Raw genomic sequence first — 22,460 nt, forward strand, 5'->3', positions numbered from 1 at the left:
ATTGCAGCGTAGGCCCTCGGGCCGGCGAACACCGGCGGGGAAAAACCAAGTCGGTACAGCGGCGACCTCCATGCCGCACGTGGCCATGCCTCTTCAAGGCTACGTGGCGCTGTTTTCACACGGCCTCGGCTGAAATCGGGCATACCGCCCTAAAGACAGGATTGGAACGGATCAGGTGTTCGAGTTCGACGGCGATCGAATTCTGCGTGTGCGGATACAGCGCAATCCCGACAAGTTAGCGGCCCTGTCACAGCTTCATCGTTCCAAACGTCTTGTTGGTTGGGGAGGTCATGCCGGCCCCCTCGCAACCCCTTTCATCTAAGGAAACTCGACACATGGATCGCGCTGTTTGGTACCAAGCATCTCCCGAGGGCGGCAAGGCTATGACCAGCCTGCACCATTTCGTCACGAAAGGCACCGAACTGCCAAGTTTGCTGACGCACCTTGTATTTCTGCGCGTCTCTCAGATCAACGGCTGCGCCCACTGCATCGACATTCATACCCGCGACCTCATAGCTGAAGGGATGTCCGTCGACAAGCTCGTGCTCATTCCAGTATGGCGCGAAGCGGAATACCTGTTCTCCGAGCAAGAGCGCGCTGCGCTGGCTTGGTCCGAGGAAGTGACGCTTGTAAGCGAAACACACGCCTCCGATGCGGCCTATGCAGCTGCGTTGGCTGTATTCGGCGAGAAGGATCTGGTGGACCTAACGCTTACCGTCGCTGCCATGAACGCGATCAATCGCATGGGCATCAGCTTCCGCATGAAGCCGCGGGCTAAGGCTTGAGCTTGGGTGTTTCTGCAAGCGTACGGCTGAAAATCTGCCACCAGAAAGCGTCGGCATGATTCTTTGCTCCACGAAGAATCATGGGAGGAGACAGCGCGGCCTGTAATGTCTGCTTCCGCTGCAGAGCGGTCACAGAGTAATCATTCAGCGGCCGCGACCAGACGGCCAGCAGACCGCGGCTTAAAAGCAACTACCTAACATGCCCCCAATTCTTTTGGAAGTTTTCTCGGAATGTATTATATATTTTTTCATAGCGATCATTATCACTGATAGTTTTCGGTTGCGGCGCCATGGCAAAAACAATAGCCATATTTGCCTCTGACTCGCAAACCACTCCAATATGAGTTCCATCTTTTTCCCCTCTGGCTGATGTTTTTCTCTGAATTGACACCAGAGACAAACCTGATTCGTGCAATGTTTTAGATGAATAAGCAGCACACCGAAGATCCCACTCCTCATTCTCCTTGTCATTGCGCTTGCCAGGCGAGGTGGAGCCGGGCATCAACTCCATTTGGAAGAAAATATCGCTTCCTTTTATTTCTTGCAGCGGAGACTTCTGTTGTTCAGGTGATTTTTGTTGTGCATTTTGAGCGACGGACTCGTTTAATCTTGCCTTCAGTGGGGCAACCGCAACATAATACTGTGCCACACTTGTAATCAGTGCGGTTATTACTGTTGCGGCAGCCGGAATAGCTATTGAAACATAAGAGTTGTGTTGTTTCGCTTGTTGATCTTTTTCCATTTTGAGTTTTGATCCGTTTTAAGTCGACTGATGTGGTACCGAGCAGGTAGCTCGGCATTACAGGGGATCTCTCATCTTGCTCGTGGTCGCCTCGGCCTTCGGCCATGAAGTCCGGCGAAAATCAAGCGAATTTTCTCAGCACGCCAGAAAGCGAGCGGTGTGCAGGAAGAATGCAAAGTTTTTCGCCAACCTGCTCGATCTCAAGATCGATATCCGTGCACTCTTAGACCAGATCGAACGGAATTCGGACGGCTTGGGAATTGCCGTTCCTGGAACACCCGGGTTGTATGCATTGCGGCTCCAGCATGGATGTACAGCGTGTGTACTTTGGCGCCATCTTGATGCAGCCGCATGTCGTGCCGTCCCTGAGGCAGGACGCCGCCAGCGTCGTCTACAGCCGCGTCGATCTGGAGCTGCGGCTCCACAGAGTGGCAGCCGACACCCGGGATCGGACCTTGAAGGCCAGTGGTACCGCTGATCTGTCCGGCCGCCTCACCCAGGCCCGCACTGGCAACCGTGTCCTGCAACACAAGGCCGGGCACGCAACCATCCCGGCATCGTCGAGCACTTGGCTCGTTGGGTACATGACTTGCCAAATCCTCGCAGTCCCATCGTCATGGCGGGACACCCAACCAAGAAAGGAACATCCCATGAGCGCTCAGGACGACATTCGGAATCCAGCTGGCAAGGACGGCTCCCACCCGGTGGCCACGGGCACCGGAGCCGTGGTGGGTGGAGCGGCCGGTGGCATTGCCGGCGCGGCGGCCGCGGGCGCCGCGGTCGGCGGCATGACGGGTCCGGTGGGCGCGGCGGTTGGTGCCGTGGCGGGCGCGGTGGTGGGGGCCCTGGCCGGCAAGGGCATCGCGAACGCCGTCGACCCGGCAGCTGAAGACCAGTATTGGCGCGACAACTACTCGAGCCGCCCATACGCGAGCGGCGGGAGCTATGACGACTACGGGCCGGCCTACCGCTATGGCGTGGATGCGTATACCCGCTACCCCAACCGGTCCTTCGACGACGTGGAGAGCGACCTGAGCAGGGACTGGAGCACCAACCGCGGGAGTTCGAGTCTTGAGTGGGAACGCGCGAAACATGCCTCGCGCGACGCGTGGCACCGTGTGAGCAATGCGGCTGAGCGCGCCATGCCGGGCGACTCGGACCGCGACGGCCGCTGAACGAGCCAGGGCGCGGGCTCCCGCGCCATGCGCAGCGCCGAGCAGCCGGCGCTGGTGCAGGCCACCCTGGCGGTGGCCTGCAGCAAGTCCGTGACATGCCGCATGGCAAAGCCGGTGGCGTCCTGGCGGCGGAGGCCTTGCCGGCACCGCTGACCACCAGCCGGCCGATGGCGCCTCAGGCGTCAGGCGCGCGTCACGCCTTGGTGATCGCGTCGCACGCGGCCTGGGTCACCTGCGCGGTGGTGGCCTTGCCGCCGAGGTCGCCGGTGTGCAGCGCCGGGTTGGCCGTCACCTGTTCGATGGCCTTCATCACGCGCGCCGCGGCTTCATGCTCGCCCAGGTGCTCCAGCAGCATCACCACGGACCAGAAGGTGCCCACGGGGTTGGCGAGGCCCTTGCCCATGATGTCGAAGGCCGAGCCGTGGATGGGCTCGAACATCGACGGGTAGCGGTGCTCGGGGTCGATGTTGCCGGTGGGCGCGATGCCCAGGCTGCCGGCCAGCGCCGCGGCCAGGTCGCTGAGGATGTCGGCGTGCAGGTTGGTGGCGACTATGGTGTCGAGCGTGGCGGGCTTGTTGACCATGCGCGCCGTCATCGCGTCCACCAGCTCCTTGTCCCACTTCACGTCCGGGAACTCGGCGGCGATCTCGGCGGCGATCTGGTCCCACATCACCATGGCGTGGCGCTGGGCGTTGCTCTTGGTGACCACGGTGAGCTGCTTGCGCGGACGCGACTGCGCCAGCCTGAAGGCGAAGCGCAGGATGCGCTCCACGCCCACGCGGGTCATCAGGGTCACGTCGGTGGCGGCCTCGATGGGGTGGCCCTGGTGCACGCGGCCGCCCACGCCCGAGTACTCGCCTTCCGAGTTCTCGCGCACGATGACCCAGTTCAGGTCCTCGGGCTTGCAGCGCTTGAGCGGCGCGTCGATGCCGGGAAGGATGCGCGTGGGGCGCACGTTGGCGTACTGGTCGAAGCCCTGGCAGATCTTCAGGCGCAGGCCCCACAGCGTGATGTGGTCGGGGATGTCGGGGTCGCCGGCGGAGCCGAACAGGATCGCGTCCTTGTCGCGCAGCGCGTCCAGGCCGTCGGCGGGCATCATCACGCCGTGCCGGCGGTAGTGGTCGCCACCCCAGTCGAAGTTCTGGAATTCGAAGCGGAAGTTGCAGTTGGCCGCGGCGAGCGCTTCCAGCACCTGCTGGCCGGCCGGAACGACTTCCTTGCCGATGCCGTCTCCGGGAATGGTGGCAATGCGATAGGTCTTCATGGCTTGTCTTGCGTCGCGGATGGGTTGATGGCCGGACTGTAGGAACACGGACCCCACCGCGCACGGCGCTAAAGTGAAGCCAGCGTTAACCTGGGCTCAACAATCGAACCGCCATGGCCACAGACATCCTGCCCGAGGACCTGGGCTTCTTCTCGGCCCTGGCCTCGGCCGGCAGCCTGAGCGCCGCGGCGCGCGAGCTGGGCATCACCACCCCTGCCGTGAGCAAGCGCCTGGCGCAGATGGAAGCGCGGCTGGGCATCGCGCTGGTCATCCGCACCACGCGGCGCATGAGCCTCACGCCGGAGGGCGAGCTCTACCTGGAGCATGCCCGGCGCATCCTCAGCGAGATCGACGACATGCAGGAGCTGCTGGGCGTGTCCAAGGCCGTGCCCAAGGGGCTGCTGCGCGTCAATGCCACGCTGGGCTTTGGCCGCAGCCACGTGGCGCCGCTGATCTCGCGCTTCGTGCGCAAGTACCCGCAGGTCGAGGTGCAGCTGCAACTATCGGTGAACCCGCCACCGCTGACCGAGGATGCCTTCGACGTGTGCATCCGCTTCGGCGCGCCGCCGGACACGCGCGTGATCGCGCGGCGCATCGCGCCCAACCGGCGGCTGCTGTGCGCCTCGCCGGCCTACCTCGCCAAACACGGCACGCCCAAGGTGCCCAATGACCTGGCGCAGCACAACTGCATCGGCATCCGCCAGGGCGAGGAGGCCTACGGGGTGTGGCGGCTGCTGAGCGGGCGCGGCCGCAACGCCGTCACGGAGTCCGTGAAGATCCGCGGCAACCTCACCACCAACGACGGCGAGATCGCCGTGAACTGGGCGCTGGACGGCCACGGCATCCTGATGCGCGCCGAGTGGGACATCGGCCGCTACCTGCAAAGCGGGCGGCTGGTGCAGGTGCTGCCGCAGTACCACACGCCCGACGCCGACATCCACGCGGTCTATCCGCAGCGCCACCAGACGGCGGTGCGCGTGCGGGCCTTCGTGGACTTCATCGCCCTGTCGTTCGCGCAGCAGACGACGGCCGGCAAGCCCTGACTGCGGCGCCATGAAGACCACCCTCGACGAGCTCCAGGCCTTCACGGCGGTGCTGGACACCGGCTCGATCACGGCCGCGGCCGACCGGCTCGGCCAGACCGTCTCCGGCATCAGCCGCGCCCTGGGCCGGCTGGAGCGCAAGCTGGACACCACGCTGCTGCGGCGCACCACGCGCCGCATCGAGCTCACCGAGGAAGGCGCCACCTTCCTGAGCCACGCCCGGGCCATCCTGGCCGCCGTGGACCATGCCGAGGAGCAGATGGCCAGCCGCCAGCGCCAGCCCGCGGGCCGCCTGCGCGTCAATGCGGCAACGCCCTTCATGCTGCACGCCATCGTCCCGCTGCTGCCGGCCTTCGGCGCGCAGTTCCCCCAGATCCGGCTGGAGCTGGACACGGACGATCTCAACATCGACCTGCTGCAGCGGCGCACCGACGTGGCCGTCCGCATCGGCGCGCTGCAGGACTCGACGCTGCATGCCCGGCTGCTGGCCAGCAGCCGCATCCGCGTGCTGGCCAGCCCGGCCTACCTGGAGCGCCACGGCGCACCCGACAGCGTCGCCGACCTCGCGCGCCACGTGCTGCTGGGCTTCACGCAGCCCGAGTCGCTCAACCGCTGGCCGCTGCGCGGCGAGCATGGCGAGGAGTGGCCCATCGTGCCCACGCTCAGCGCCTCCAGCGGCGAGACGCTGCGCCAGCTGGCGCTGCAGGGCGCGGGCATCGTCTGCCTCTCGGACTTCATGACGCAAGCCGATCGCCGCGAGGGCCGCCTGGCGCAGGTGCTGGCGCCGCACACCGCGGAGGTGCGCCAGCCGATCCACGCCGTCTACTACCGCAACGTCCAGCTCGCCGCGCGCATTGCCTGCTTCCTGGACTTCGTGGCGGAACAGCTCTCGCGCAACGAGGAGCTGCGGCTCGGTCCTTCGGGCAGGCCCCGCGCCGCCGCGCCGCGCAGGACCACGGCTGCCGCCAGCACGCGCACGCGCCGCTCCGGCTGATTGTTGAGCGCCGGGCAAGAATCATCTGTCCGGCGACGGCTGTTTCCGCGACGCTGCGGCAAGCACAGTGGCGCCCAACTCGTTTGTTGGAGCTTTCCATGCCGCTTGCACTGCTCGCGCTCACCGTCAGCGCCTTCGCCATAGGCACGACGGAGTTCGTCATCGTCGGCCTCATCCCGACCATCGCCACCGACCTGGCGGTCAGCCTGCCCTCGGCCGGACTGCTGGTCAGCCTCTACGCCCTGGGCGTCGCCGTGGGTGCGCCCGTGCTCACCGCCCTGACCGGCCGCGTGCCGCGCAAGGCACTGCTGCTGGGCCTGATGGCGTTGTTCACCGCCGGCAACCTGCTGGCCTGGCAGGCGCCGGGCTACGGGCCGCTGATCGTGGCGCGCGTGCTCACCGGCCTGGCGCACGGCGTGTTCTTCTCCATCGGCTCGACCATCGCCACCAGCCTGGTGCCCAAGGACAAGGCCGCCGGCGCCATCGCCACCATGTTCACCGGCCTGACGGTGGCGCTGGTCACCGGCGTGCCGCTGGGCACCTTCATCGGCCAGCACTTCGGCTGGCGCGAGACCTTCCTGGCCGTGTCGGCGCTGGGCCTCGTCGCCTTCGTCGCCAGCCTCATTGCCGTGCCGCGCGGCATCCCCCACGCACCGCCAGCCTCGCTGCGCCAGCAGGCCCGGGTGCTGACGCAACCACGCCTGCTGCTGGTCTATGCGAAGACGGCCATCGGCTACGGCGGCTCGTTCATCCCCTTCACCTTCCTGGCGCCGATCCTTCAGGACGTGGCCGGCTTCAGCCAGGGCGCCGTGGCCTGGGTGCTGCTCGCCTATGGCGTGTCGGTGGCGGTCGGCAACGTCTGGGGCGGCCGGCTGGCCGACCGGCAAGGCCCGATCCCGGCGCTGCGCCTCATCTTCGCGGCGCTGGCCGGCGTGCTGTTCCTGCTCACCTTCACCGCGCACAGCCCCTGGCTGGTGGTGCTGACGGTGCTGGCCTGGGGCGCCGTGGCCTTCGGCAACGTGCCGGGCCTGCAGCTCTACGTGGTGCGGCAGGCCGAGCGCTTCGAGCCGCAGGCGGTGGACGTGGCCTCGGGCCTGAACATCGCCGCCTTCAACCTCGGCATCGCCGGCGCAGCCTGGGGCGGTGGGCTGATCGTGCAGCACCTGGGCCTGCTGCACACGCCGTGGATCGGCGCAGCCGTGGTGCTGCTGGCCCTGGCCCTCACGCAGCTCAGCGGGCGCCTGGACGGACGCGGCAGCCCGTCCCGCAGCGCGGTAACCGTGGCGTCGTCCTGCTGATTGCTTCCAGCACTGAAAGAGCCGCGCCCCGACGCTCCTGTGCAGGCCCGCCCGCGCGGCCATGAGGTGTGTGTGAGCCCGCAGCCATCGCGCGCTCTGGAATGAGGGCGGCGGTCCTGGAGCTGGAGCGGCGGCCCTACTCCAGCAGCAGCCGCATGCCCTGGTAGCGTTGCTCCAGCTCCTGGCGCAGTTGCCGCCGCACCTTGGCCTGTTCGTAACGGCGCTTCTCTTCCGGCGTGAACGGGCGCAGCGGCGGCACCGGTGCGGGCTTGCGCTCGTCGTCCACCGCCACCATCGTGAAGAAGCAGCTGTTGACGTGGCGCACCACCTGGGAGCGGATGTCTTCGGCGATGACCTTGATGCCCACCTCCATCGACGAGGTGCCGGTGTGGTTGACGCTGGCCAGGAACGTGACGAGCTCGCCGACATGGATGGGCTGGCGGAACATCACCTGGTCCACCGAGAGCGTGACCACGTAGCGCCCGGCGTAGCGGCTGGCACAGGCGTAGGCCACCTGGTCCAGCAGCTTCAAGATCGTGCCGCCATGCACGTTGCCGGAGAAGTTGGCGGTGTCGGGCGTCATCAGCACCGTCATCGTGAGCTGATGGGCGGGCAGGTCCATGAAACGGGTCCTTCGAGAAAGGTTGAGCATCGGCGGTCGCAACGGCCGTGGCCGCCGCGCCTGCCTGGAATTGAAAGGCTGAAGAAGGTGCCGCCGGTCTTGTCCCGGCGCCTCTCAGGAGCGCACCACCAGCACGGGCATGCGGGCCGTCTGCAGCGTGCGGGCCGCCACGGAGCCCAGCAGCCCGCCGGTGTGCGAGCCCAGGCCCTGGGCGCCCATGACGATCAGGTCGCAGCCGGTGGCCGAAGCAAGCTCGGCAATGGTCGGCCCCGGGTCGCCCACCCGCAGATGCTCCTGGAAGGGCATGCCCGCGGCCTTCAGGGCCTCGCGCGTGGACTGCAGCGCCTGCTCCGCACGCTCATGGTGGTAGTCCTCCAGCGAGGTCTTCGGCACGAACGAGGCCACGTCGCCGGACACCGGCCGCTGCACGTTCACCACGTGCAGCTCCAGCGCCGCCGGGTCACGCAGTTGCCCGCGCAACGCCAGCAGCCGCTGCAGCGCCAGCCCCGCGCCGGGCGAACCGTCCGAGGCCAGCAGGATGCGCTGCAGCGGCGCCGGGCCGCCGGCCGCCAGCGTCGGCGCCGCGGCGGGCACGGCCGGAGCCGCACGCGCCGCCAGCGCCTTGCCGATCAGCACCACCGCCACCGCGCCGGCCAGCGGCGCGGCGTAGTGCAGCCAGGCGGCGCGGGTGTGAATCCAGTCGGCCACCACGGGGTCGCTGATGGCCATCTCGCCGGCCACCCAGCCCAGCAGCGCGGCGCCCAGCGTGATGATCACCGGCCAGCGCTCCATCAGCGTCAGCAGCAGCCGGCTGGCGAAGACCACCAGCGGAATGGACACCGCCAGGCCGATGATGAGCAGGACGTTGTTGCCCTTGGCCGCCGCGGCCACGGCGATCACGTTGTCCAGGCTCATCACCAGGTCGGCCAGCAGGATGGTCTTGACCGCCGCGGCCATGCCGGTGACGGCCTCGCCATGGCCGCCCTCCTCGGCCTCGGGCAGCAGCAGCTGCACCGCGATCCACAGCAGCAGCCCCGCACCGACCAGCTTCAGGTAGGGCAGGCGCAGCAGCTCCACCGCCACCAGCGTCAGCACGATGCGCATCACCACCGCCGCGCCGCTGCCCCAGGCCACGGCGCGCTTCTGCTGCTCGGCCGGCAGGCCGCGCGCGGCCAGCGCGATCACCACGGCGTTGTCGCCCGAGAGCACGATGTTGACGCCGATGATCTGCAGCAACGCCACCCAGAAGCCGCTCGCGGCGATGTCCATGGTCATACCCTTTGTTGTCTGTGGCACCGCCGGGGCAGTGCCAGGTTTTGGGCTGGTATCGAGCTCAGCGTGGCCTGTTTACAGCACGTGCGCGCAGGCGGCTTCCGGCGTGCGGGTGTCCATGTTGCGGCCGCGGTTGAGGTGGTCGTCGATCTCGGCGGCGGCGCCGATCATGCGGCCGTACAGGAACACGGTGAAGGCCGCGTTCTCCAGGTCGCGCACATCCAGCGTACCGGCCTTGTAGTCGGTCCACAGCAGGCCCAGCAGCAGCGCGGCGATGACCGCGTCCACGTTCACGCAGAACACGTACGGCGTCGCCCCCACCTCGTACAGCGCCTGCGCCAGCTCGCGGTAGAAGGCATGGAAGACGTTGTACTTCCCCTGCTGCGCCATGAACTCGGCAATGAAGCGCTCGCGCGGATCGAAGTTCACCGGCTTGCCCTTGAACACCGGGTGGTGCACGCCAGGCAGCGCGCGCAGCTCCTGCCCCACTTCCTTGGCCGCCCGCTTTTCACTCTTGTAGGCGCGCGCGAAGGCGGTGGCCATGGCCTTCAGGTCCAGCCCGTGGTTCGGGTCGGACGGGTCCTTCAGCTCCAGCCCCTTGAACTGCTCCAGCAGGAAGGCCATGCCCTCGAAGCCGTTGCCGCCGTGGCTGTAGCCGGTGTGGGTGAGGAAGCCCACCATGGCCTTGTTGATCTGCACGCGCTGCGGCGTCTGCGGGCCGTCGGCCGACACCGCCCCCTTGGCGCCCTGCGCCGAGATCGAGCCGGGGCCGTTGGACACCAGCAGCCCGATGAGCATCTGCAGCGGCAGCGCCTGCTCCGCGGTGGGCTTGCGGCCGGTGATGGCCAGGCAGCACAAGTCCGCCATGGTCCAGCTGCCGTAGCGCTCGGCCTGCGAGATGCCCGCCAGCGAGCCCCACTGGTGCTTCTCCGCGGGAATGCTGGAGCCCACCATCACGCCGTAGAGGCGCAAATACCAGGGCAGCGTCTCGGCCGTGAGGCGGCTGATGCGCTTGCGCAGCAGCGGGCCCCAGGCGATGGTGGTGGCAATCGCCGCCAGGATGGCGTCGCGCGACAGCGGCATGTCCTGCGCCAGCAGGAAGTCCAGGAACACCGACTTCACCTTGCGCTTGCGCACCGCCTGCAGCATGGCCTTGGGATGCGAGTCCTTGGCCTCGTCCTCGCGCGGCTGGAACAGCGCGCGCGCGGCCGTGTCGAGCGTGATGCGGGAGAAGTCAAAGCCTTCCTGGCTGCCGTCCTTCAGGCCGGAGCCCAGGAACAGCTCGATGAGCGTGCGCGTGCAGGCCAGCGCGCGCTCCACGCGCTTGGGGCCGACGATGGCCGCCGCCGCCGCCATGATGGCGTTGGGCGCGTTGCCGGCGTCGCGCGCGGCCTGCGCCGCCACCAGCACCGGGTCGCCCACGAGGTTCACTTCGGCCGCCACCGCGATGTCGAGCAGCGCGCGCTCGTTCGGCCCGGCCACCTCGTGCACCAGCGGCAGTGCGAAGACCGCCTGCAGCGGCTGCTGAGCCAGGTCCAGCACCGGGTAGCCGTGCACCGAGGTCACCTGCGTGGCCGGGTCCATCACCGAGGCGCCGGACTTGTCCTTCATGTTCTGGCGCGCGATCACCGCGCCCACCTGCCGGCCCAGCGCCTCGATCTGGACAGCGTAGGGCTCGGGCGCGGGCACCGGCGGCAGCGCCAGCTCGGCGGGCAGGTTGAAACCCTGGTCATTGGCCAGCCAGGGCTTGAGGCTGAGGCTGCCGCGCGGGGCGAAGTCGGGCTTGGCGCCGCTGAGCGCCATCACCGCGGTCAGCGCCGCCGGGATGTGGGCGATGTTGGTCACCACCGCGCCCTTCCTCGACACCACCGGGTTCTCGGGCGTGAAGATGGCGTCCACGCCCAGCGACTCCATGAACCAGCGTTCCTTGTCCTGCGCGCTGTCGCCGGAGCCGGCCATGGCGCCGGCGTGGCCCACGGCGCGCGTGAGCTTGGACTTCCAGCGCCCCACCACGCAGGCCACCACCGGCTTGCCGAAGTCCAGCCCCTGCTCGTAGTAGCCGCCCGGCTCGGCGTACAGCACCGCGGCACGCGAGCGGCCGTCGTTGCGGAAGGCCTGCGCGAAATCGCGCGCGGCGTAGTGGATGTAGACGTCCTTGCCCGAAGACACCAGCGTGGTCGTGCCCCAGCCCTCGCTGGCGAGGTACTGCGCGATGGTGGTGGTGAAGCCGCCGGAGTTGGAGAAGATCGCCACCGAGCCCTGCAGCAGCGAGTCCTCCGGCAGGTCGCCGCCCAGCGCGCCGCCGATGCGCACGCGGTTCCAGGAGTCGGCCACGCCCAGGCAGTTGCCGCCGATGACGTCCACGCCCGCGCTCTGCGCCATGGCGCGGATCTCGCGCGCGTCGTGCACCGCGATCTTCTCGGTGACGATGACGATCTTGCGCAGGCCCGGGTTCACGCGGATGAGCTCGGCCACGCCGTCGCGCACGCCCGAAGGCGGCAGGTAGACCACGCCGGTGTTGAACTCCAGGCCGGCGTTGAGGCCCTCGCGCACGTTGTTGAAGACGGGGATGTCGCCCGCCGGTGTCTTGAGCACCTGGCCGCCGCGCCCGGGCGAGGTGCCGAACACCACGTTGCCGCCGGAGAAGGCGTGGCTGGTGGGCGTGACCTGGCGCGACTCGCCGCCGAGGATGTTGAGAACGCACACGCGGTCGCCGCGCGTAGCCAGGTCGGCCAGCGAGCCGATGCCCAGGTAGTACGGAAAGCCGGAAATGCCTCGTGCATGCATGGTTTGTGTCTCCTCGATCAGGCGGCGTTCTTGAGGCCCAGCTGGGCAGCGATGGCGGCACGGCCGCCGGCCTTCATCCACTCGTCGATGCGCTTGGCGTAGTTGACGACCTCGGAGATGGCGCTGTCGAAGCCGAAGAAGCGGTAGGGCAGCCCCAGCGCCTCGCAGGTGTCGGCCAGGGCGCCGAAGCCGCGCACGAGGTTGGGCCCGCCGCGGCCGACCACCACGTACAGCGGCGTGGGCCCGTGCGTGGCGAAGTGCTCGCGCAGCGCGTCGCCCATGGCGCGCAGCGTCTCGTGGATGTCGGTGTTGTTGGATTTGCCGCCGATGATGAACAGCACGTTGGACTGCGCCAGGAAGTGCCGGTAGCAGATGCGCGCGACCTGCTTCATCTTCTCGTAGGGCGGGTTGCCGCCGAAGTCGGAGGAGATGCTCGCCGCCTCGCCCAGCACCTCGGTCACCAGCGAGTTGGCGCCGCCGCCGAAGGTGGGCGCCAGGATGGTGCCGCGCTCGTTGATCACGAACACGTCGGACTGGCCCTGGTGGGTGCGCAGCTCGTTGACCTCCTGCTCGAAGGCGCCGACGTCGGCGGCGAACAGGTGCCGCGGCAGGTTCAGCCGCGCCACGCGCGGGTCGTCGCGGTCGAAGCCGCACTTGAAGTCGCAGGCCACCGGCGTGAGCTTGCCGTTGCCGTCCACGCGCATGCGGATGGGGTTGAGCTCCAGCGTGGTCATGCCGTAGTGGTGCATCAGCTCCCAGAGCTTGGGCAGGTGCTGCACCAGCGGCGAGATGATCTCCTTCGGAGCCCCGATGTCGGTGAGCGCGTTGGCGACCACGAAGGCCTTCAGGCCCGTGAGCGCGTCGAAGGGCACGGTGGCGATTTCCGACTTGTCCAGCTCCTCGATGTCCACGCCGCCGCGGTGCGTGAGCGTCATGGTCGGGGCGCGAAAGCGCGTGTCGTCGGTGATGGCGAAGTACACCTCGTGCTCGGCCGGCACGCCGCCCTCGAAGGTCACGCCGTTGGCCTTGGCCGTGGCGTTGCCGTGGCGGTGCTCGGCAAAGTACAGGCGCTCCTTCTCGGCCAGCGCGGTGCGCAGGTCGCTGGCGCGGCCGATCAGGCCGGACTTGCCCTTCTTGCCCACGCCGCCCTTGAACAGCGGCTTGATGAACACCTGCCCGTGGCGGCGGATCAGCGCCTGGATCTCGTCCTCCGACGCGTCGGGGCCGAGCACTTGCGCGGTCGGAAAATCGACGTGCCGCAGCAGCTGCGCGCCGTAAAGCATGCCGGTGAGTTGCATGGAATCTCCTTCAGGTTGAACCAGGGCGGCGAAGCTCAATTTGCTTCGCCAATTTCCGAGAACACGAAACTGCAATACGGGCGCTGCCGGAAGACGCGCACAAAATCAGCGGACAAAACCCTGCCCGGCGCCTGTCATTGCGACAGGCCGCTGGTTGTGGCTTGGTTCGCCCGGGCGGCTCGGACAGTGCAATAGTGCGCAGTATTCGGAGTTGCGCTGTCAGTCTGCTGTCAGGTTACCTAGGAAAACCCCCTAGGACCTGTCGTTGCGCACCGCGGTGATCGGGGCCGCCCGGAACCGAATTGAAGTGCCGGCAATTCTTGAAATTGCAATCTCTTGGCGTGCCGCAGTGAATTGCCACGCCCTGCGCCGGCCGCCAGAATAATCAGGGGTCTCAAAAGTCCGGGACGAAACGCCGAGCGGCGTCGTCAATTTTCGGACCGGCGCCCATGGCATGGGCCAGTGATTTTTCGCCAGTCCGGCGCCACTCAGAAACTGTGGCGCATGCCCATTTCGACACCGCGCGACGAGCCGCCCGCTGCAAGGCCACTGGGGCCTCCGGGCACCACGTAGGCCAGGCCACGGTTGTCGATGTGCGACAGCGTGCCGTACAGCGCCGTCCGCTTGGACAGGTTGTGCACGTAGCCCAGGCCAAGCTGGTGCGCGCGACGGCCTTCCAACGCCGTGGCGCCGACCCGGCCCGAGAACTTCGCGCGCACCCAGGAAGCCTTGATCTCGCCGTTGCCCACGGGAATCCAGGCGCCCACCAGCAGGTTGTTCTGCGTGGCGTTCGCCTGGTCGAAGCGGCGCAGCGCCAGCGACACGCGCACCGGGCCGAAGTCGTAGAGGCCGGCCACGACACGGTCGTCGAATCGGTCCGTGGTGGTGAGGTCGTTTCTCGTGCGCGTGACGGCGGCGGAAACCACCCCCGGCCCGGCGGCATAGCCCAGCCGCGCGCCGCGCACCTGGTGCTGGCCGTTGGCCGCGGTGCCGTTCTCATCCTCCGCGGCCATCACGCCACCTTCCAATCCGCCCCAGCCGGCGGGCAGCAGCCACTGCAGCGAGTTGCTGGTGCGCGTGGTGGTGTTCGGAGCCGAGCCGAAGGCCGAGCGGATGGGCCCTGTCGGCGTGGCCGAGACGAAGTTGTTGGAGCCGGCCACGCCGACGTGGCTGAACGGATCGAAGCGCACCCAGTTGACGTAGCTGGGCACGTAGTCCCGCCCGAGACGCAGCTCGCCCCAGGCCTTGCTCGCCAGGCTCAGCGTGGCGCGCCGGTCCCAGAAATTGGTGCTGGAAGTGCTGGCCCCGGTGTCCAGCGCAACGCCGCTTTCCAGGTGGAAGCCTGCCGACAGGTCGCCGCCCAGGTTCTCGGTGCCGCGCAGGACGATGCGGCTGGTTGCATTGGAACCGCTGACGAGCGAGCTCATCCCGCCCAGGCCTTCGTTGCGGACGTGACGGATCGCGGAATCGGCGATACCGCCGAGCGTGACACCCTGCGCCCAGGCAGCGGCAACAGGGATCGTCCCCAGCGCGAGGCCCAGCATCGCCTTCATGGGCTTGCTCATGACTTGTCTCCTTGGATGTTCTTGTTTGCGGCCCTGGTGTTGCCGCCTTTCTTATTTCTGCTGGGCCTTGGCCACCGGCTCCAGGCCCGAGGCCTTCACGATGGGCGCCGCCGCCGGCGAGGCCAGGAACTTCACCAGCTGCGCCGCCAGTTCCGGCTCCTTGCTGCCCACGGCCAGGCCGGCCGAGAAGAACACCTTCTGCTGCAATTCCTCGGGCAGCGGCCCGACGAACTCGATGTCCTTGAAGGGCAGCAGCTCGCTGACCTGCTGGAAGCCCAGGTCGGCGTCGCCGCGCGTGAGCACCGCACCCACGCGCTCGCTCATGATCTTGCGCGACTTGTCCTTGATCTGCTCCCACACGCCCAGCTTCGGGAACAGTTCGTTGGACAGGTAGGTGCCGCTGGCGCTGGCGGAGTAGGCGATGGACTTGGCGTCCAGCACCGCCTTCTTCACGCCCTCGACGGTCGAGATGTCCGGCTTGGGCAGGCCCTTGCGCACTGACACGCCGATGAGCGAGCGCCCCAGGTCCACGCGCGTGTTGGGCACCACCTTGCCCTGCTTCACCAGTGATTCCAGCGCCGAGTCGGCCAGGATCACGATGTCGAACTGCTCACCGCGGGCGAGGCGGCTGGGGATGGAGTCCTGCGCGTTGCCCATGGAGGCGCCGTAGGCCGTGACGACCTTGTGCCCGGTGGCGGCCTCGAACAGCGGCACCAGCTCGTTGTAGGCCGCGGTGAAGCCGCCGGAGCTGACGACGCGGATCTCGCCGGCAAAGGCCGATACCGCGGCGCCCAGCGCCAGGCCGGCCACCAGGAAGGCGCGGCGGGAGCCCTTGAGGAAGTTGCCCATGAAACTTGTCTCCGATGTCGTAGGTATTGGATCTGGCTGGACGGGCGAGAGCTCAGTCCTCGCGCATCTGCGCCGCCTTGGCGATGGGCGCCAGGCGCGCCTTTTCGGTGGCCAGGAACTTCTTGAAGTCCTCGCGGCTGCCGCCCACCGGATCGATGGCCATGGGAATGAGCTTGGCGCGCAACTCGGGCGACTTCAGCGCCGCGTTCACGGCGGCGTTGAGCTTGTCCAGGATCGCTTCGGGCGTGCCCTTGGGCGCGAACACGCCGGACCAGTGGCCGATCACGATGTCCTTGAAGCCCTGCTCCTCCGCCGTGGGCAGGTCCGGCAGCGCGGCGATGCGGCGGTTCCAGGTCGAGGCGATGGGCTTGAGCTTGTTGCCCTTGATCTGCGGCAGCACCACGGGGCTGGCCTCGGAGGTCACGTCCACCTGCTTGCCGACCACGGCCGCCATGCCTTCGGAGCCGCTCTTGTAGGGCACGATCTGCATCTTGGCGCCGGCCTTGAGGTTGAGCATCTCGGCCACGAAGTGCGGCGTGCTGCCCGTGCCGGCGGTGGAGAAGTTCAGGCCCTGGCCGCTCTTCGACGCGGCGACCAGGCCCTTGAGGTCCTTGATGGGCGAGTCCGCCGGCACCACGATCACCGAGGGGCTGACGGCCATCATCACGACGGGCACCAGGTCCTCCTCCTTGTAGGGCATGCGCGACTTGATCATCGCGTTGGTGATCACGCCGGCCGCCGGCGCCAGAAACGTGTAGCCGTCCGGCGCCGACTTGGCGACGAGATCGGCGCCCAGCATCGAGCCGGCGCCCGGCTTGTTCTCGATGATGATCGTCTGCCCCAGCTGCTTGGCGGCCTGCTCGGCCACGGTGCGCGCCACCAGGTCGTTGGCGCCGCCCGGGCCGAAGGGCACCACGAACTTGATGGGCTTGGTCGGCCAGGCCGGGGCCTGGGCCTGCGCGGCCTGGCCAGCCAGGGCGCAGCCGGCCATCGCGATCAAGGCCGCGCGCCGCGGCAGGGAAGTCAAAGCCATGAGGTGTCTCCTGGGAGTTGTGCAATCGATGCACTCATCCTAGAAAGTGCTCATTGATCTGTGAATTGCATTGTTTTTAAGATTCAATGCATGTCACGCATTAATTTTGGGCTGGAAGAGCTGCAGGCCTTCGTGGCCGTGGCGGACCGCAGCAGCTTCCGCATGGCGGCGGAGCACCTGTACATCTCGCAGCCGGCGCTGAGCCGGCGCATCGACAAGCTGGAAGCCGCGCTGGGCCTGCGCCTGCTGGAGCGCACCACGCGCCAGGTGGACCTGACCGCCGCCGGGCGCCAGTTCCTGGAGCGGGCGCGGCAGGCGCTGGAGGACCTGGAGGACGCCGTCACGCGGCTGTCGGACGACGCGCAGGCCCGGCGCGGGCAGGTGACGGTGGCCTGCGTGCCCTCGGTGGCGCAGCATGTGCTGCCCGGCATCGCCAAGGCCTTCGCGCAGAAGCAGCCGCATGTGCGCCTGCGCGTCATCGACGACAGCGCGCACCGCGTGCTGGCCAGCGTAGTCTCGGGCGAAGCCGATTTCGGGCTCAACTTCACCGGCGCGCAGGAGCCCGACGTGGAGTTCGAGGTGCTGGGCCGCGACGACTACGCCCTGGTGCTGCCGCATGACCACCCGCTGGCCACCCGCGCCGGCGTGGCCTGGGCTGACCTGGCGGACCAGAAGATGGTGGCGGTGTCGCGCCAGAGCGCCAACCGGCTGCTGGTGGACCATGCGCTGGCCGCCCTGCCCCGGCGCCCGGTGTGGTTCTACGAGACCGAGCACGTGGCCGGCGCGCTGGGCCTGGTGTCGGCCGGCCTGGGCCTGGCGGCGCTGCCCCGGCTGTCGGTGCCGCCGGACCATCCGAGCCTGCGCTGCGTCCCGCTGGTCGAGCCGGTGGTGAGCCGCGTGGTGGGCCTGGTCACGCGCCGCGGACGCACGCTGTCGCCCACCGCCTGCCAGCTGTGCGAGCTGGTGCGGCGGGATTTCGGGGCGGAGGCTGGGGGCTGCTCGTCACGGGCCGGGGGCTGAGGGCGGGTCGCGCCGGGGAGCCAGCGCTGCCCGCGGTGGCAGGACGGTCAGTCATCACCAGCGCTGGGTGAACGAAGGCAAGCGGCCCAGCCGAGTACCGCGGCAAAGGGCAGATTGCCTCGTCGCAGTGCGGGGGTCAGCTCAGTGAGACAGCGTGCCAGTGGCGACCAGCACGACGGTGAGACCCGAGCCCAGCCAGCCCAGTTGCGCGACCGTTTCGCGCAGGCTCAACCTGCGCTGCAGTTGCGGCAGCAGGTCCGCCACCGCCACGTAGAGAAAGCTGCCCGCGGCCACCACCAGCAGGTAGGGAAACAGCGGCTTCCACGGCTCCACCGCCAGGTAGCCCACCACGCCGCCCGCCACGCCGGCCAAGCCTGAGGCGGCGTTGTAGACGAGCGCGCGCCGGCGTGAAAACCCGGCGTTGAGCAGCACGATGTAGTCGCCGACCTCCTGCGGTATCTCGTGCAGGATCACGGCCAACGCCGTGGCGATGCCCAATTGCGTGTCCGCCAGGAAGGCCGCCGCGATGATGATGCCGTCGCAGAAGTTGTGGATGCTGTCGCCCAGCAGCACGCTCCAGCCGCCCTTGCCCGCCTGCTCGGCGTCGAAGCCGTGGTAGTGGCGGTGGTGCGGGTCGTCGCCTTCGTGGTGGTGGCCGTGGCGGTACAGCTCGGCCTTCTCCAGCAGGAAGAAAAACAGCAGGCCCCCGAGCAGCGCCAGGAACAGGCTGTGCGGGTCCGCCCCGCCCTCGAAGGCCTCGGGCAGCACGTTGAGCAGCGCCGTGCCCAGCAGCACGCCGGCCGAAAGGCTCACCAGGCTCTTGACCAGCCGGCCCAGCACGCCAAGCGTGAGCTGCGCGGCGAGCAGGACCGACAGCAGCCCGCCGAGGCCGGTGGCGGCAACGATGTAGGCAAGCGTCATGGGCTACTGGCAAGGCAGGGGCAGCCGCGCCCGGTGCGGCGGCTGCTGTTGCGAACGGCTACCTTGGATGCAGCTCAGAAATCGTGGCGCAGGCCGAATTCGTAGGCCGTCGAGCGTTGTCCGCCGAAGAAGTTGGGCGCCGCCGGGTTGCCGCTCACGGCCGGTCCGCCGGCAACGGCAAAACTGGCGGCGCCGTCGTTGGAGATGCGCGAGGCATGCGCATACAGCGCGGTGCGCTTGGACAAGCTGTAGACGTAGCCGGCCCCGATGAGATGGGCGTCGTTGTCGCTCAGCGCGGCGGTCGCGCCCTTCTGGTCGGCCCTCACGTAGGTGAGCTTGACCACGCCAGGTCCGGCTGGAATGGCGGCGGCCACCAGGGTGTTGACCGTGCGATCGCTGGCGTAGACCCAGCGCCGCTGCGCCAGGCTCAGCTTGACGACGCCGAAGTCGTAGGACGCACCGTAGACCTGGTCCTTGAAGTCCTCTCCCGCCGTCGCGTTGCGGGTGGTGAACTGGGCGGCCGCCACGTCGAGACCCTTGCCCTTCCACCCCAGGCGAAAGCCATTGCCCTTGGTGAAGCCTGCGGCCGTCGTGCCGCCTTCACCGGCCGTCACGATGAGCTGGCCGTAGAAGCCGCCGAGCTCCGCGGGCAGGAAATACTCCACCGCGTTGCTCACGCGCAGCGTGGGGTTGGCCTGCTGCGCTTCGGGCAGGGTGCCGAAGGCCTGGCCCAGGGCGCGCGAGGCCGCGAAGTTGCGAAAGCTGTTGGCGCCGGCGATGCCCAGCGTGGCGAAGGGATCGAAGCCACTCCACACCAGGTGCGTGGGCACCCAGTCGCGGCCCAGGCGCAACTCGCCCAGGCGCGAATGGGCCAGGCTCACGGTGGCGCGTCGGTCCCACAGCTGCCCAGCCGGCGTGCTGGCCCCGGCGGCGCCGGTGTCGGCCAGGATGGTGCCGTCCAGATAGAAGCCGGCGCTCAGCCCGTCGCCCAGTTGCTCGGTGCCACGGATGATCAGCTTGCTCGTCGAGTTGGCGCCGCTGGCCTCCGAGGTGATCGACCCGAGCGACCCGTTCTTGACATGGCGGACACTGAGGTCCACGGTGCCGCCGATCGTCACCGATGACTGGGCCAGTGCCGAAAGACAGGCCATGCCCAGGCCGGTCGCCCATATTGTTTTCAACATTTCCCGGTCTCCGTGGTTCCCGGCGTCGTGGCGCCGGGCTGATGGATGTGGCGAGACCCCTGTCCCCGCAGCGTGCGGAATGCCATCGGGGCTCGGGCACGCACCCGTGTGGCAAGCGTCGGGAGAAGGCTTCGCGCGCTATTCCGGCTTGAAGCCGGCGCTCTTGAGCAACTCGGCGCTCTGCGCCACGTCGCTGGCGATGTAGCGCTTGAACTGTTCGGTGCTCTCTGTCACGGGCTCGATACCAAGCTTGGCGTAGGCGCCCGACTTCCCGATTTCCGACACCGCCGCGTTGATCGTGGTGTTGAGGAACGCGATGCGCTCCGCCGGCGTGTCCTTCGGAGCCCACACGCCGTACCAGGAGGCGTAGGAGAAGTTCGGGATGCCGCTTTCCTGCACTGTCGGGATCTCGGGCGCGAGCGGGCTGCGCTTGGCGGACGTGATGGCGATAGGCTTGACCTTGCCCGACTTGGCCAGCGGCAGCACCGAGATCATCGAGTCCATCAACAGGTCCACATGGCCGCCCCCGACGTCGATCATGGCCGGCTGCGTGCCCTTGTAGGGCACGTAGGAGAAAGTGACGTTGCCCTGCTTGGCCAGCAACAGCGTGGCCAGGTGGCTCGGTGCACCGGTCGCGGGAATGGCGGCCGTCCACTTGCCGGGCTGCTGCTTGGCCGCGGCCAGCACCTCGCCGAGCTTTTGCTGTTCTTTCTGCGGCGCGATGACCAGCACCAGCGGCGCCTCGCCCACCCGGGCCACCGGCGCAAAGTCGGCCTGCGGGTCGTAGGGCGCGTTGCTGAGCACCTGCTTGGCCAGCACGTGGGTGGCGGCCGAGAACAGCAGCGTGTAGCCGTCGGCGGGCGCTGTCTGCACGGCCTTGCCGCCGAGCGTGCCGTTGGCTCCGGCGCGGTTTTCCACCAGCACCGTCATGCCGAGCTGCTTGCGCAACTGCTCGCCCAGCAGCCGCGCGGCGTTGTCCACGCCGCCGCCTGCGGCAAAGGGCACGATGATGCGGATCGTCTTGCCGCTCTCCGGGAACTTGGGCGCCTGGGCCCAGGCCGGCGCGACGAGCAGGGCCAGGCCTGCCGCCAGAAAACTCTGCAGCTTCATCTTGTCTCCTACGGGTTGTGAAAGGTCGCGGCACTAGGGTGTCGGGCGCCGTCGTCTCCTGTGGCGGGCCAGCAGCACGTCGAGCGTCTCCTCCAGCGCCTCGCGATCGACGCCGCGCGTGATGAACACGATGCGCGTGCGCCGGTCCCCGCTCGGCCAAGCGGGCAGCCACTGCGGCGGGTGGAAGAGGTGCTGCACGCCGTGGATGACCAGCGGCTGATCCGGCTGGTCGTCGAGATGGACAAGGCCCTTGACGCGCAGCAGGTCCTCGCCGCGGCTGGCCACGAGCAGGTCCATCCAGGCGAAGAAGGCCTCCCGCGGCAGCGGCTCCTCGCGCACCAGCACGAAGGCCGAGATGCCGTCGCGGTGCCGGGGCGCGTCCGCTGCCGGAGCAGCGGAGCCGACGGGCCTGTAGAACGGGGCGGCAGCCTGCGCACCCCGCTGCCAGGCAGCCGGCGTCTGCCCGCCCCGGTGCTGCATCAGGTCGCGCAGGGCATCGGGCAGGTGGTCGCGATCGAGGTGCAGCGTGGCGCTGGCGTTGAGGGATCGCAGCCGCTCCAGCAGCGCCGGCGCGGGCGGGCCGTCCAGCAGGTCCAGCTTGGTCAGGAGCAGCGCATCGGCCACCGCCACCTGCTGCACGGACTCGGGATGTGCGTCCAGCGTCTTGTCACCCAGCACCGCGTCCACCGTGCAGGCCACGCCGGCCAGCACGAAACGCTGCCGGATGGCAGCTTCGCCCATGAGCGTGCGCAGGATGGGCCCCGGGTCGGCCAGGCCGCTGGTCTCCAGCAGCACCTGGCGCAGCGGCTCTCCCGCCACTTCGCCCTGATCGGCCAGCCGCGTGAAGGCCTCGACCAGGTCGCCGCGCAGGGCGCAGCACAGGCAGCCGTTGGGCAGCAGGATGGTGTCGTCGCTGGCCTGGGCGATCAGGTCCTGGTCGATGCCCACGGTGCCGAACTCGTTGACGATGACGGCGGTGCCCTGCAGGTCGGGCAGCCTGAGCAGCCGGTTGAGCAGCGTCGTCTTGCCGCTGCCCAGGAAGCCGGTGAGCACCGTGACGGGCACGCGCTCGCCATGTTCCTCCCGGGCCCCGGCGGCCAGCAGCGAAGTGAAATGCCCGCTCATCGCTTCAGCCCTGGCCCTTGGGGCCGTGCAGCTCGGCGAAGGAACGCAAGGTGCGCTCCAGCCGCGGCAGCAGCCAGGCGGCCACCTCGCCCGGCAGCCGCTCCTGCTGCATGTCATGCAGCAGGGCCAGCAGCGGCTGCGAGGGCTGCGGTGCGGCCTGCAGCGCCTGGAAGAAGCCCACCACCGCCGCGACTTCACAGCGCAGGCCGGCGTCCTCCAGGTAGCCGACGATGTCGAGCTCGAAGTCCTCCAGCCGCAGGCTCACTCCGCCCACGCCGCAGGCGCAGCCCGAGCCCAGGACGACGTGGTGGGCCGAGAGCTGGCTCCACAGATCCAGCAGCGCGCCGGCCTTGTGCGCGAGGTCGTCGGCCAC

General features: G+C 68.4%; 20 protein-coding genes and 1 pseudogene. 6 read left to right on the top strand and 15 right to left on the bottom strand.

Going from position 1 to position 22,460, the window contains the following annotated elements; translation table 11 throughout:
* Positions 1 to 335 precede the first annotated feature (335 nt).
* A complete protein-coding gene (locus HHL10_RS24980; protein WP_169163128.1) occupies positions 336 to 785 on the top strand; it encodes a carboxymuconolactone decarboxylase family protein in 450 nt (149 codons plus the stop codon).
* Positions 786 to 975: 190 nt separating this feature from the next.
* Here HHL10_RS24980 and HHL10_RS24985 read toward each other — a convergent pair whose 3' ends face one another.
* Complete coding sequence (locus HHL10_RS24985; RefSeq protein WP_169163129.1) at positions 976 to 1,527, bottom strand: hypothetical protein; 552 nt, start codon at positions 1,525 to 1,527, stop codon at positions 976 to 978.
* Between the two features lie 650 nt (positions 1,528 to 2,177).
* Between HHL10_RS24985 and HHL10_RS24995 the strand changes: the two genes are divergently transcribed.
* The gene (locus HHL10_RS24995) at positions 2,178 to 2,702 is read left to right on the top strand and encodes a hypothetical protein (RefSeq protein ID WP_169163130.1); all 525 of its coding nucleotides are present in this window, start codon (positions 2,178 to 2,180) and stop codon (positions 2,700 to 2,702) included.
* Between the two features lie 193 nt (positions 2,703 to 2,895).
* Here the strand turns inward: HHL10_RS24995 and HHL10_RS25000 are convergent, their stop codons facing one another.
* Positions 2,896 to 3,966 (bottom strand): tartrate dehydrogenase, encoded by a 1,071-nt coding sequence (locus HHL10_RS25000; RefSeq protein WP_169163131.1) that lies wholly within the window; start codon positions 3,964 to 3,966, stop codon positions 2,896 to 2,898.
* Positions 3,967 to 4,079: 113 nt separating this feature from the next.
* On the opposite strand from HHL10_RS25000, the gene HHL10_RS25005 reads away from it, so the two are divergent.
* The 3 genes from HHL10_RS25005 to HHL10_RS25015 all read left to right on the top strand — a co-directional run bounded on the left by HHL10_RS25005 (position 4,080) and on the right by HHL10_RS25015 (position 7,301).
* Positions 4,080 to 5,009 carry a LysR family transcriptional regulator gene (locus HHL10_RS25005; protein WP_169163132.1) on the top strand — a complete coding sequence of 310 codons (930 nt, stop codon included), beginning with the start codon at positions 4,080 to 4,082 and terminating at the stop codon, positions 5,007 to 5,009.
* Between the two features lie 10 nt (positions 5,010 to 5,019).
* Positions 5,020 to 6,003 carry a LysR family transcriptional regulator gene (locus HHL10_RS25010; protein WP_169163133.1) on the top strand — a complete coding sequence of 328 codons (984 nt, stop codon included), beginning with the start codon at positions 5,020 to 5,022 and terminating at the stop codon, positions 6,001 to 6,003.
* A 98-nt stretch (positions 6,004 to 6,101) separates the two neighbouring features.
* Entirely contained in the window at positions 6,102 to 7,301 is a 1,200-nt protein-coding gene (locus tag HHL10_RS25015; protein WP_169163134.1) for an MFS transporter, read from the top strand.
* 136 nt (positions 7,302 to 7,437) lie between these two features.
* Here the strand turns inward: HHL10_RS25015 and HHL10_RS25020 are convergent, their stop codons facing one another.
* From HHL10_RS25020 to HHL10_RS25050, 8 genes and pseudogenes are all read right to left on the bottom strand, one after another.
* Positions 7,438 to 7,923 carry an acyl-CoA thioesterase gene (locus HHL10_RS25020; protein WP_169163135.1) on the bottom strand — a complete coding sequence of 162 codons (486 nt, stop codon included), beginning with the start codon at positions 7,921 to 7,923 and terminating at the stop codon, positions 7,438 to 7,440.
* A gap of 114 nt (positions 7,924 to 8,037) precedes the next feature.
* Positions 8,038 to 8,517 carry a universal stress protein gene (locus tag HHL10_RS30750; RefSeq protein ID WP_310734673.1) on the bottom strand — a complete coding sequence of 160 codons (480 nt, stop codon included), beginning with the start codon at positions 8,515 to 8,517 and terminating at the stop codon, positions 8,038 to 8,040.
* A pseudogene (locus tag HHL10_RS30755) lies at positions 8,509 to 9,192 on the bottom strand (TerC family protein); the annotation flags it as partial. The pseudogene HHL10_RS30755 and the gene HHL10_RS30750, both read right to left, overlap by 9 nt.
* A gap of 78 nt (positions 9,193 to 9,270) precedes the next feature.
* Positions 9,271 to 11,982, bottom strand: coding sequence for a CoA-binding protein (locus HHL10_RS25030; protein WP_169163137.1), 2,712 nt, complete (start codon positions 11,980 to 11,982; stop codon positions 9,271 to 9,273).
* 17 nt (positions 11,983 to 11,999) lie between these two features.
* A complete protein-coding gene (locus HHL10_RS25035) occupies positions 12,000 to 13,280 on the bottom strand; it encodes an ATP-grasp domain-containing protein (RefSeq protein ID WP_169163138.1) in 1,281 nt (426 codons plus the stop codon).
* Positions 13,281 to 13,768: 488 nt separating this feature from the next.
* Positions 13,769 to 14,845, bottom strand: coding sequence for a porin (locus tag HHL10_RS25040; RefSeq protein ID WP_235971788.1), 1,077 nt, complete (start codon positions 14,843 to 14,845; stop codon positions 13,769 to 13,771).
* A 51-nt stretch (positions 14,846 to 14,896) separates the two neighbouring features.
* Complete coding sequence (locus tag HHL10_RS25045; protein WP_169163139.1) at positions 14,897 to 15,694, bottom strand: substrate-binding domain-containing protein; 798 nt, start codon at positions 15,692 to 15,694, stop codon at positions 14,897 to 14,899.
* Between the two features lie 52 nt (positions 15,695 to 15,746).
* The gene (locus tag HHL10_RS25050) at positions 15,747 to 16,685 is read right to left on the bottom strand and encodes a tripartite tricarboxylate transporter substrate binding protein (RefSeq protein ID WP_205833209.1); all 939 of its coding nucleotides are present in this window, start codon (positions 16,683 to 16,685) and stop codon (positions 15,747 to 15,749) included.
* Positions 16,686 to 16,817: 132 nt separating this feature from the next.
* Here HHL10_RS25050 and HHL10_RS25055 point away from each other — a divergent pair, with 132 nt between their 5' ends.
* Positions 16,818 to 17,747: a LysR family transcriptional regulator gene (locus HHL10_RS25055; RefSeq protein WP_169163141.1), complete on the top strand. Its 930-nt coding sequence runs from the start codon at positions 16,818 to 16,820 to the stop codon at positions 17,745 to 17,747.
* 141 nt (positions 17,748 to 17,888) lie between these two features.
* On the opposite strand, the gene HHL10_RS25060 is transcribed toward HHL10_RS25055, so the two are convergent.
* The 5 genes from HHL10_RS25060 to HHL10_RS25080 form a co-directional block, all read right to left on the bottom strand.
* On the bottom strand, positions 17,889 to 18,668 hold the full coding sequence (locus HHL10_RS25060) for a ZIP family metal transporter (protein WP_169163142.1): 780 nt from the start codon (positions 18,666 to 18,668) through the stop codon (positions 17,889 to 17,891).
* 74 nt (positions 18,669 to 18,742) lie between these two features.
* Positions 18,743 to 19,852 carry a porin gene (locus HHL10_RS25065; RefSeq protein WP_169163143.1) on the bottom strand — a complete coding sequence of 370 codons (1,110 nt, stop codon included), beginning with the start codon at positions 19,850 to 19,852 and terminating at the stop codon, positions 18,743 to 18,745.
* A gap of 138 nt (positions 19,853 to 19,990) precedes the next feature.
* Entirely contained in the window at positions 19,991 to 20,962 is a 972-nt protein-coding gene (locus HHL10_RS25070; RefSeq protein ID WP_169163144.1) for a Bug family tripartite tricarboxylate transporter substrate binding protein, read from the bottom strand.
* Positions 20,963 to 20,995: 33 nt separating this feature from the next.
* A complete protein-coding gene (locus HHL10_RS25075; protein WP_169163145.1) occupies positions 20,996 to 22,087 on the bottom strand; it encodes a CobW family GTP-binding protein in 1,092 nt (363 codons plus the stop codon).
* A gap of 4 nt (positions 22,088 to 22,091) precedes the next feature.
* Positions 22,092 to 22,460, bottom strand: a complete 369-nt coding sequence (locus HHL10_RS25080; RefSeq protein WP_169163146.1) for a hypothetical protein — start codon at positions 22,458 to 22,460, stop codon at positions 22,092 to 22,094.

The sequence above is a fragment of the Azohydromonas caseinilytica genome, from assembly GCF_012927045.1.
GTDB lineage: Bacteria > Pseudomonadota > Gammaproteobacteria > Burkholderiales > Burkholderiaceae_C > Azohydromonas > Azohydromonas caseinilytica.

Excerpts from the sequence above, each read along its gene's own strand:
- HHL10_RS25040 (WP_235971788.1), bottom strand. The coding sequence starts at position 14,845 with ATGAGCAAGCCCATGAAGGCGATGCTGGGCCTCGCGCTGGGGACGATC.
- HHL10_RS25005 (WP_169163132.1), top strand. The coding sequence starts at position 4,080 with ATGGCCACAGACATCCTGCCCGAGGACCTGGGCTTCTTCTCGGCCCTG.
- HHL10_RS25075 (WP_169163145.1), bottom strand. The coding sequence starts at position 22,087 with ATGAGCGGGCATTTCACTTCGCTGCTGGCCGCCGGGGCCCGGGAGGAA.
- HHL10_RS25035 (WP_169163138.1), bottom strand. The coding sequence starts at position 13,280 with ATGCAACTCACCGGCATGCTTTACGGCGCGCAGCTGCTGCGGCACGTC.
- HHL10_RS25045 (WP_169163139.1), bottom strand. The coding sequence starts at position 15,694 with ATGGGCAACTTCCTCAAGGGCTCCCGCCGCGCCTTCCTGGTGGCCGGC.
- HHL10_RS25055 (WP_169163141.1), top strand. The coding sequence starts at position 16,818 with ATGTCACGCATTAATTTTGGGCTGGAAGAGCTGCAGGCCTTCGTGGCC.
- HHL10_RS25020 (WP_169163135.1), bottom strand. The coding sequence starts at position 7,923 with ATGGACCTGCCCGCCCATCAGCTCACGATGACGGTGCTGATGACGCCC.
- HHL10_RS25030 (WP_169163137.1), bottom strand. The coding sequence starts at position 11,982 with ATGCATGCACGAGGCATTTCCGGCTTTCCGTACTACCTGGGCATCGGC.
- HHL10_RS24995 (WP_169163130.1), top strand. The coding sequence starts at position 2,178 with ATGAGCGCTCAGGACGACATTCGGAATCCAGCTGGCAAGGACGGCTCC.
- HHL10_RS24980 (WP_169163128.1), top strand. The coding sequence starts at position 336 with ATGGATCGCGCTGTTTGGTACCAAGCATCTCCCGAGGGCGGCAAGGCT.
- HHL10_RS24985 (WP_169163129.1), bottom strand. The coding sequence starts at position 1,527 with ATGGAAAAAGATCAACAAGCGAAACAACACAACTCTTATGTTTCAATA.
- HHL10_RS25060 (WP_169163142.1), bottom strand. The coding sequence starts at position 18,668 with ATGACGCTTGCCTACATCGTTGCCGCCACCGGCCTCGGCGGGCTGCTG.
- HHL10_RS25010 (WP_169163133.1), top strand. The coding sequence starts at position 5,020 with ATGAAGACCACCCTCGACGAGCTCCAGGCCTTCACGGCGGTGCTGGAC.
- HHL10_RS25000 (WP_169163131.1), bottom strand. The coding sequence starts at position 3,966 with ATGAAGACCTATCGCATTGCCACCATTCCCGGAGACGGCATCGGCAAG.
- HHL10_RS25015 (WP_169163134.1), top strand. The coding sequence starts at position 6,102 with ATGCCGCTTGCACTGCTCGCGCTCACCGTCAGCGCCTTCGCCATAGGC.
- HHL10_RS25065 (WP_169163143.1), bottom strand. The coding sequence starts at position 19,852 with ATGTTGAAAACAATATGGGCGACCGGCCTGGGCATGGCCTGTCTTTCG.
- HHL10_RS25070 (WP_169163144.1), bottom strand. The coding sequence starts at position 20,962 with ATGAAGCTGCAGAGTTTTCTGGCGGCAGGCCTGGCCCTGCTCGTCGCG.
- HHL10_RS25050 (WP_205833209.1), bottom strand. The coding sequence starts at position 16,685 with ATGGCCGGCTGCGCCCTGGCTGGCCAGGCCGCGCAGGCCCAGGCCCCG.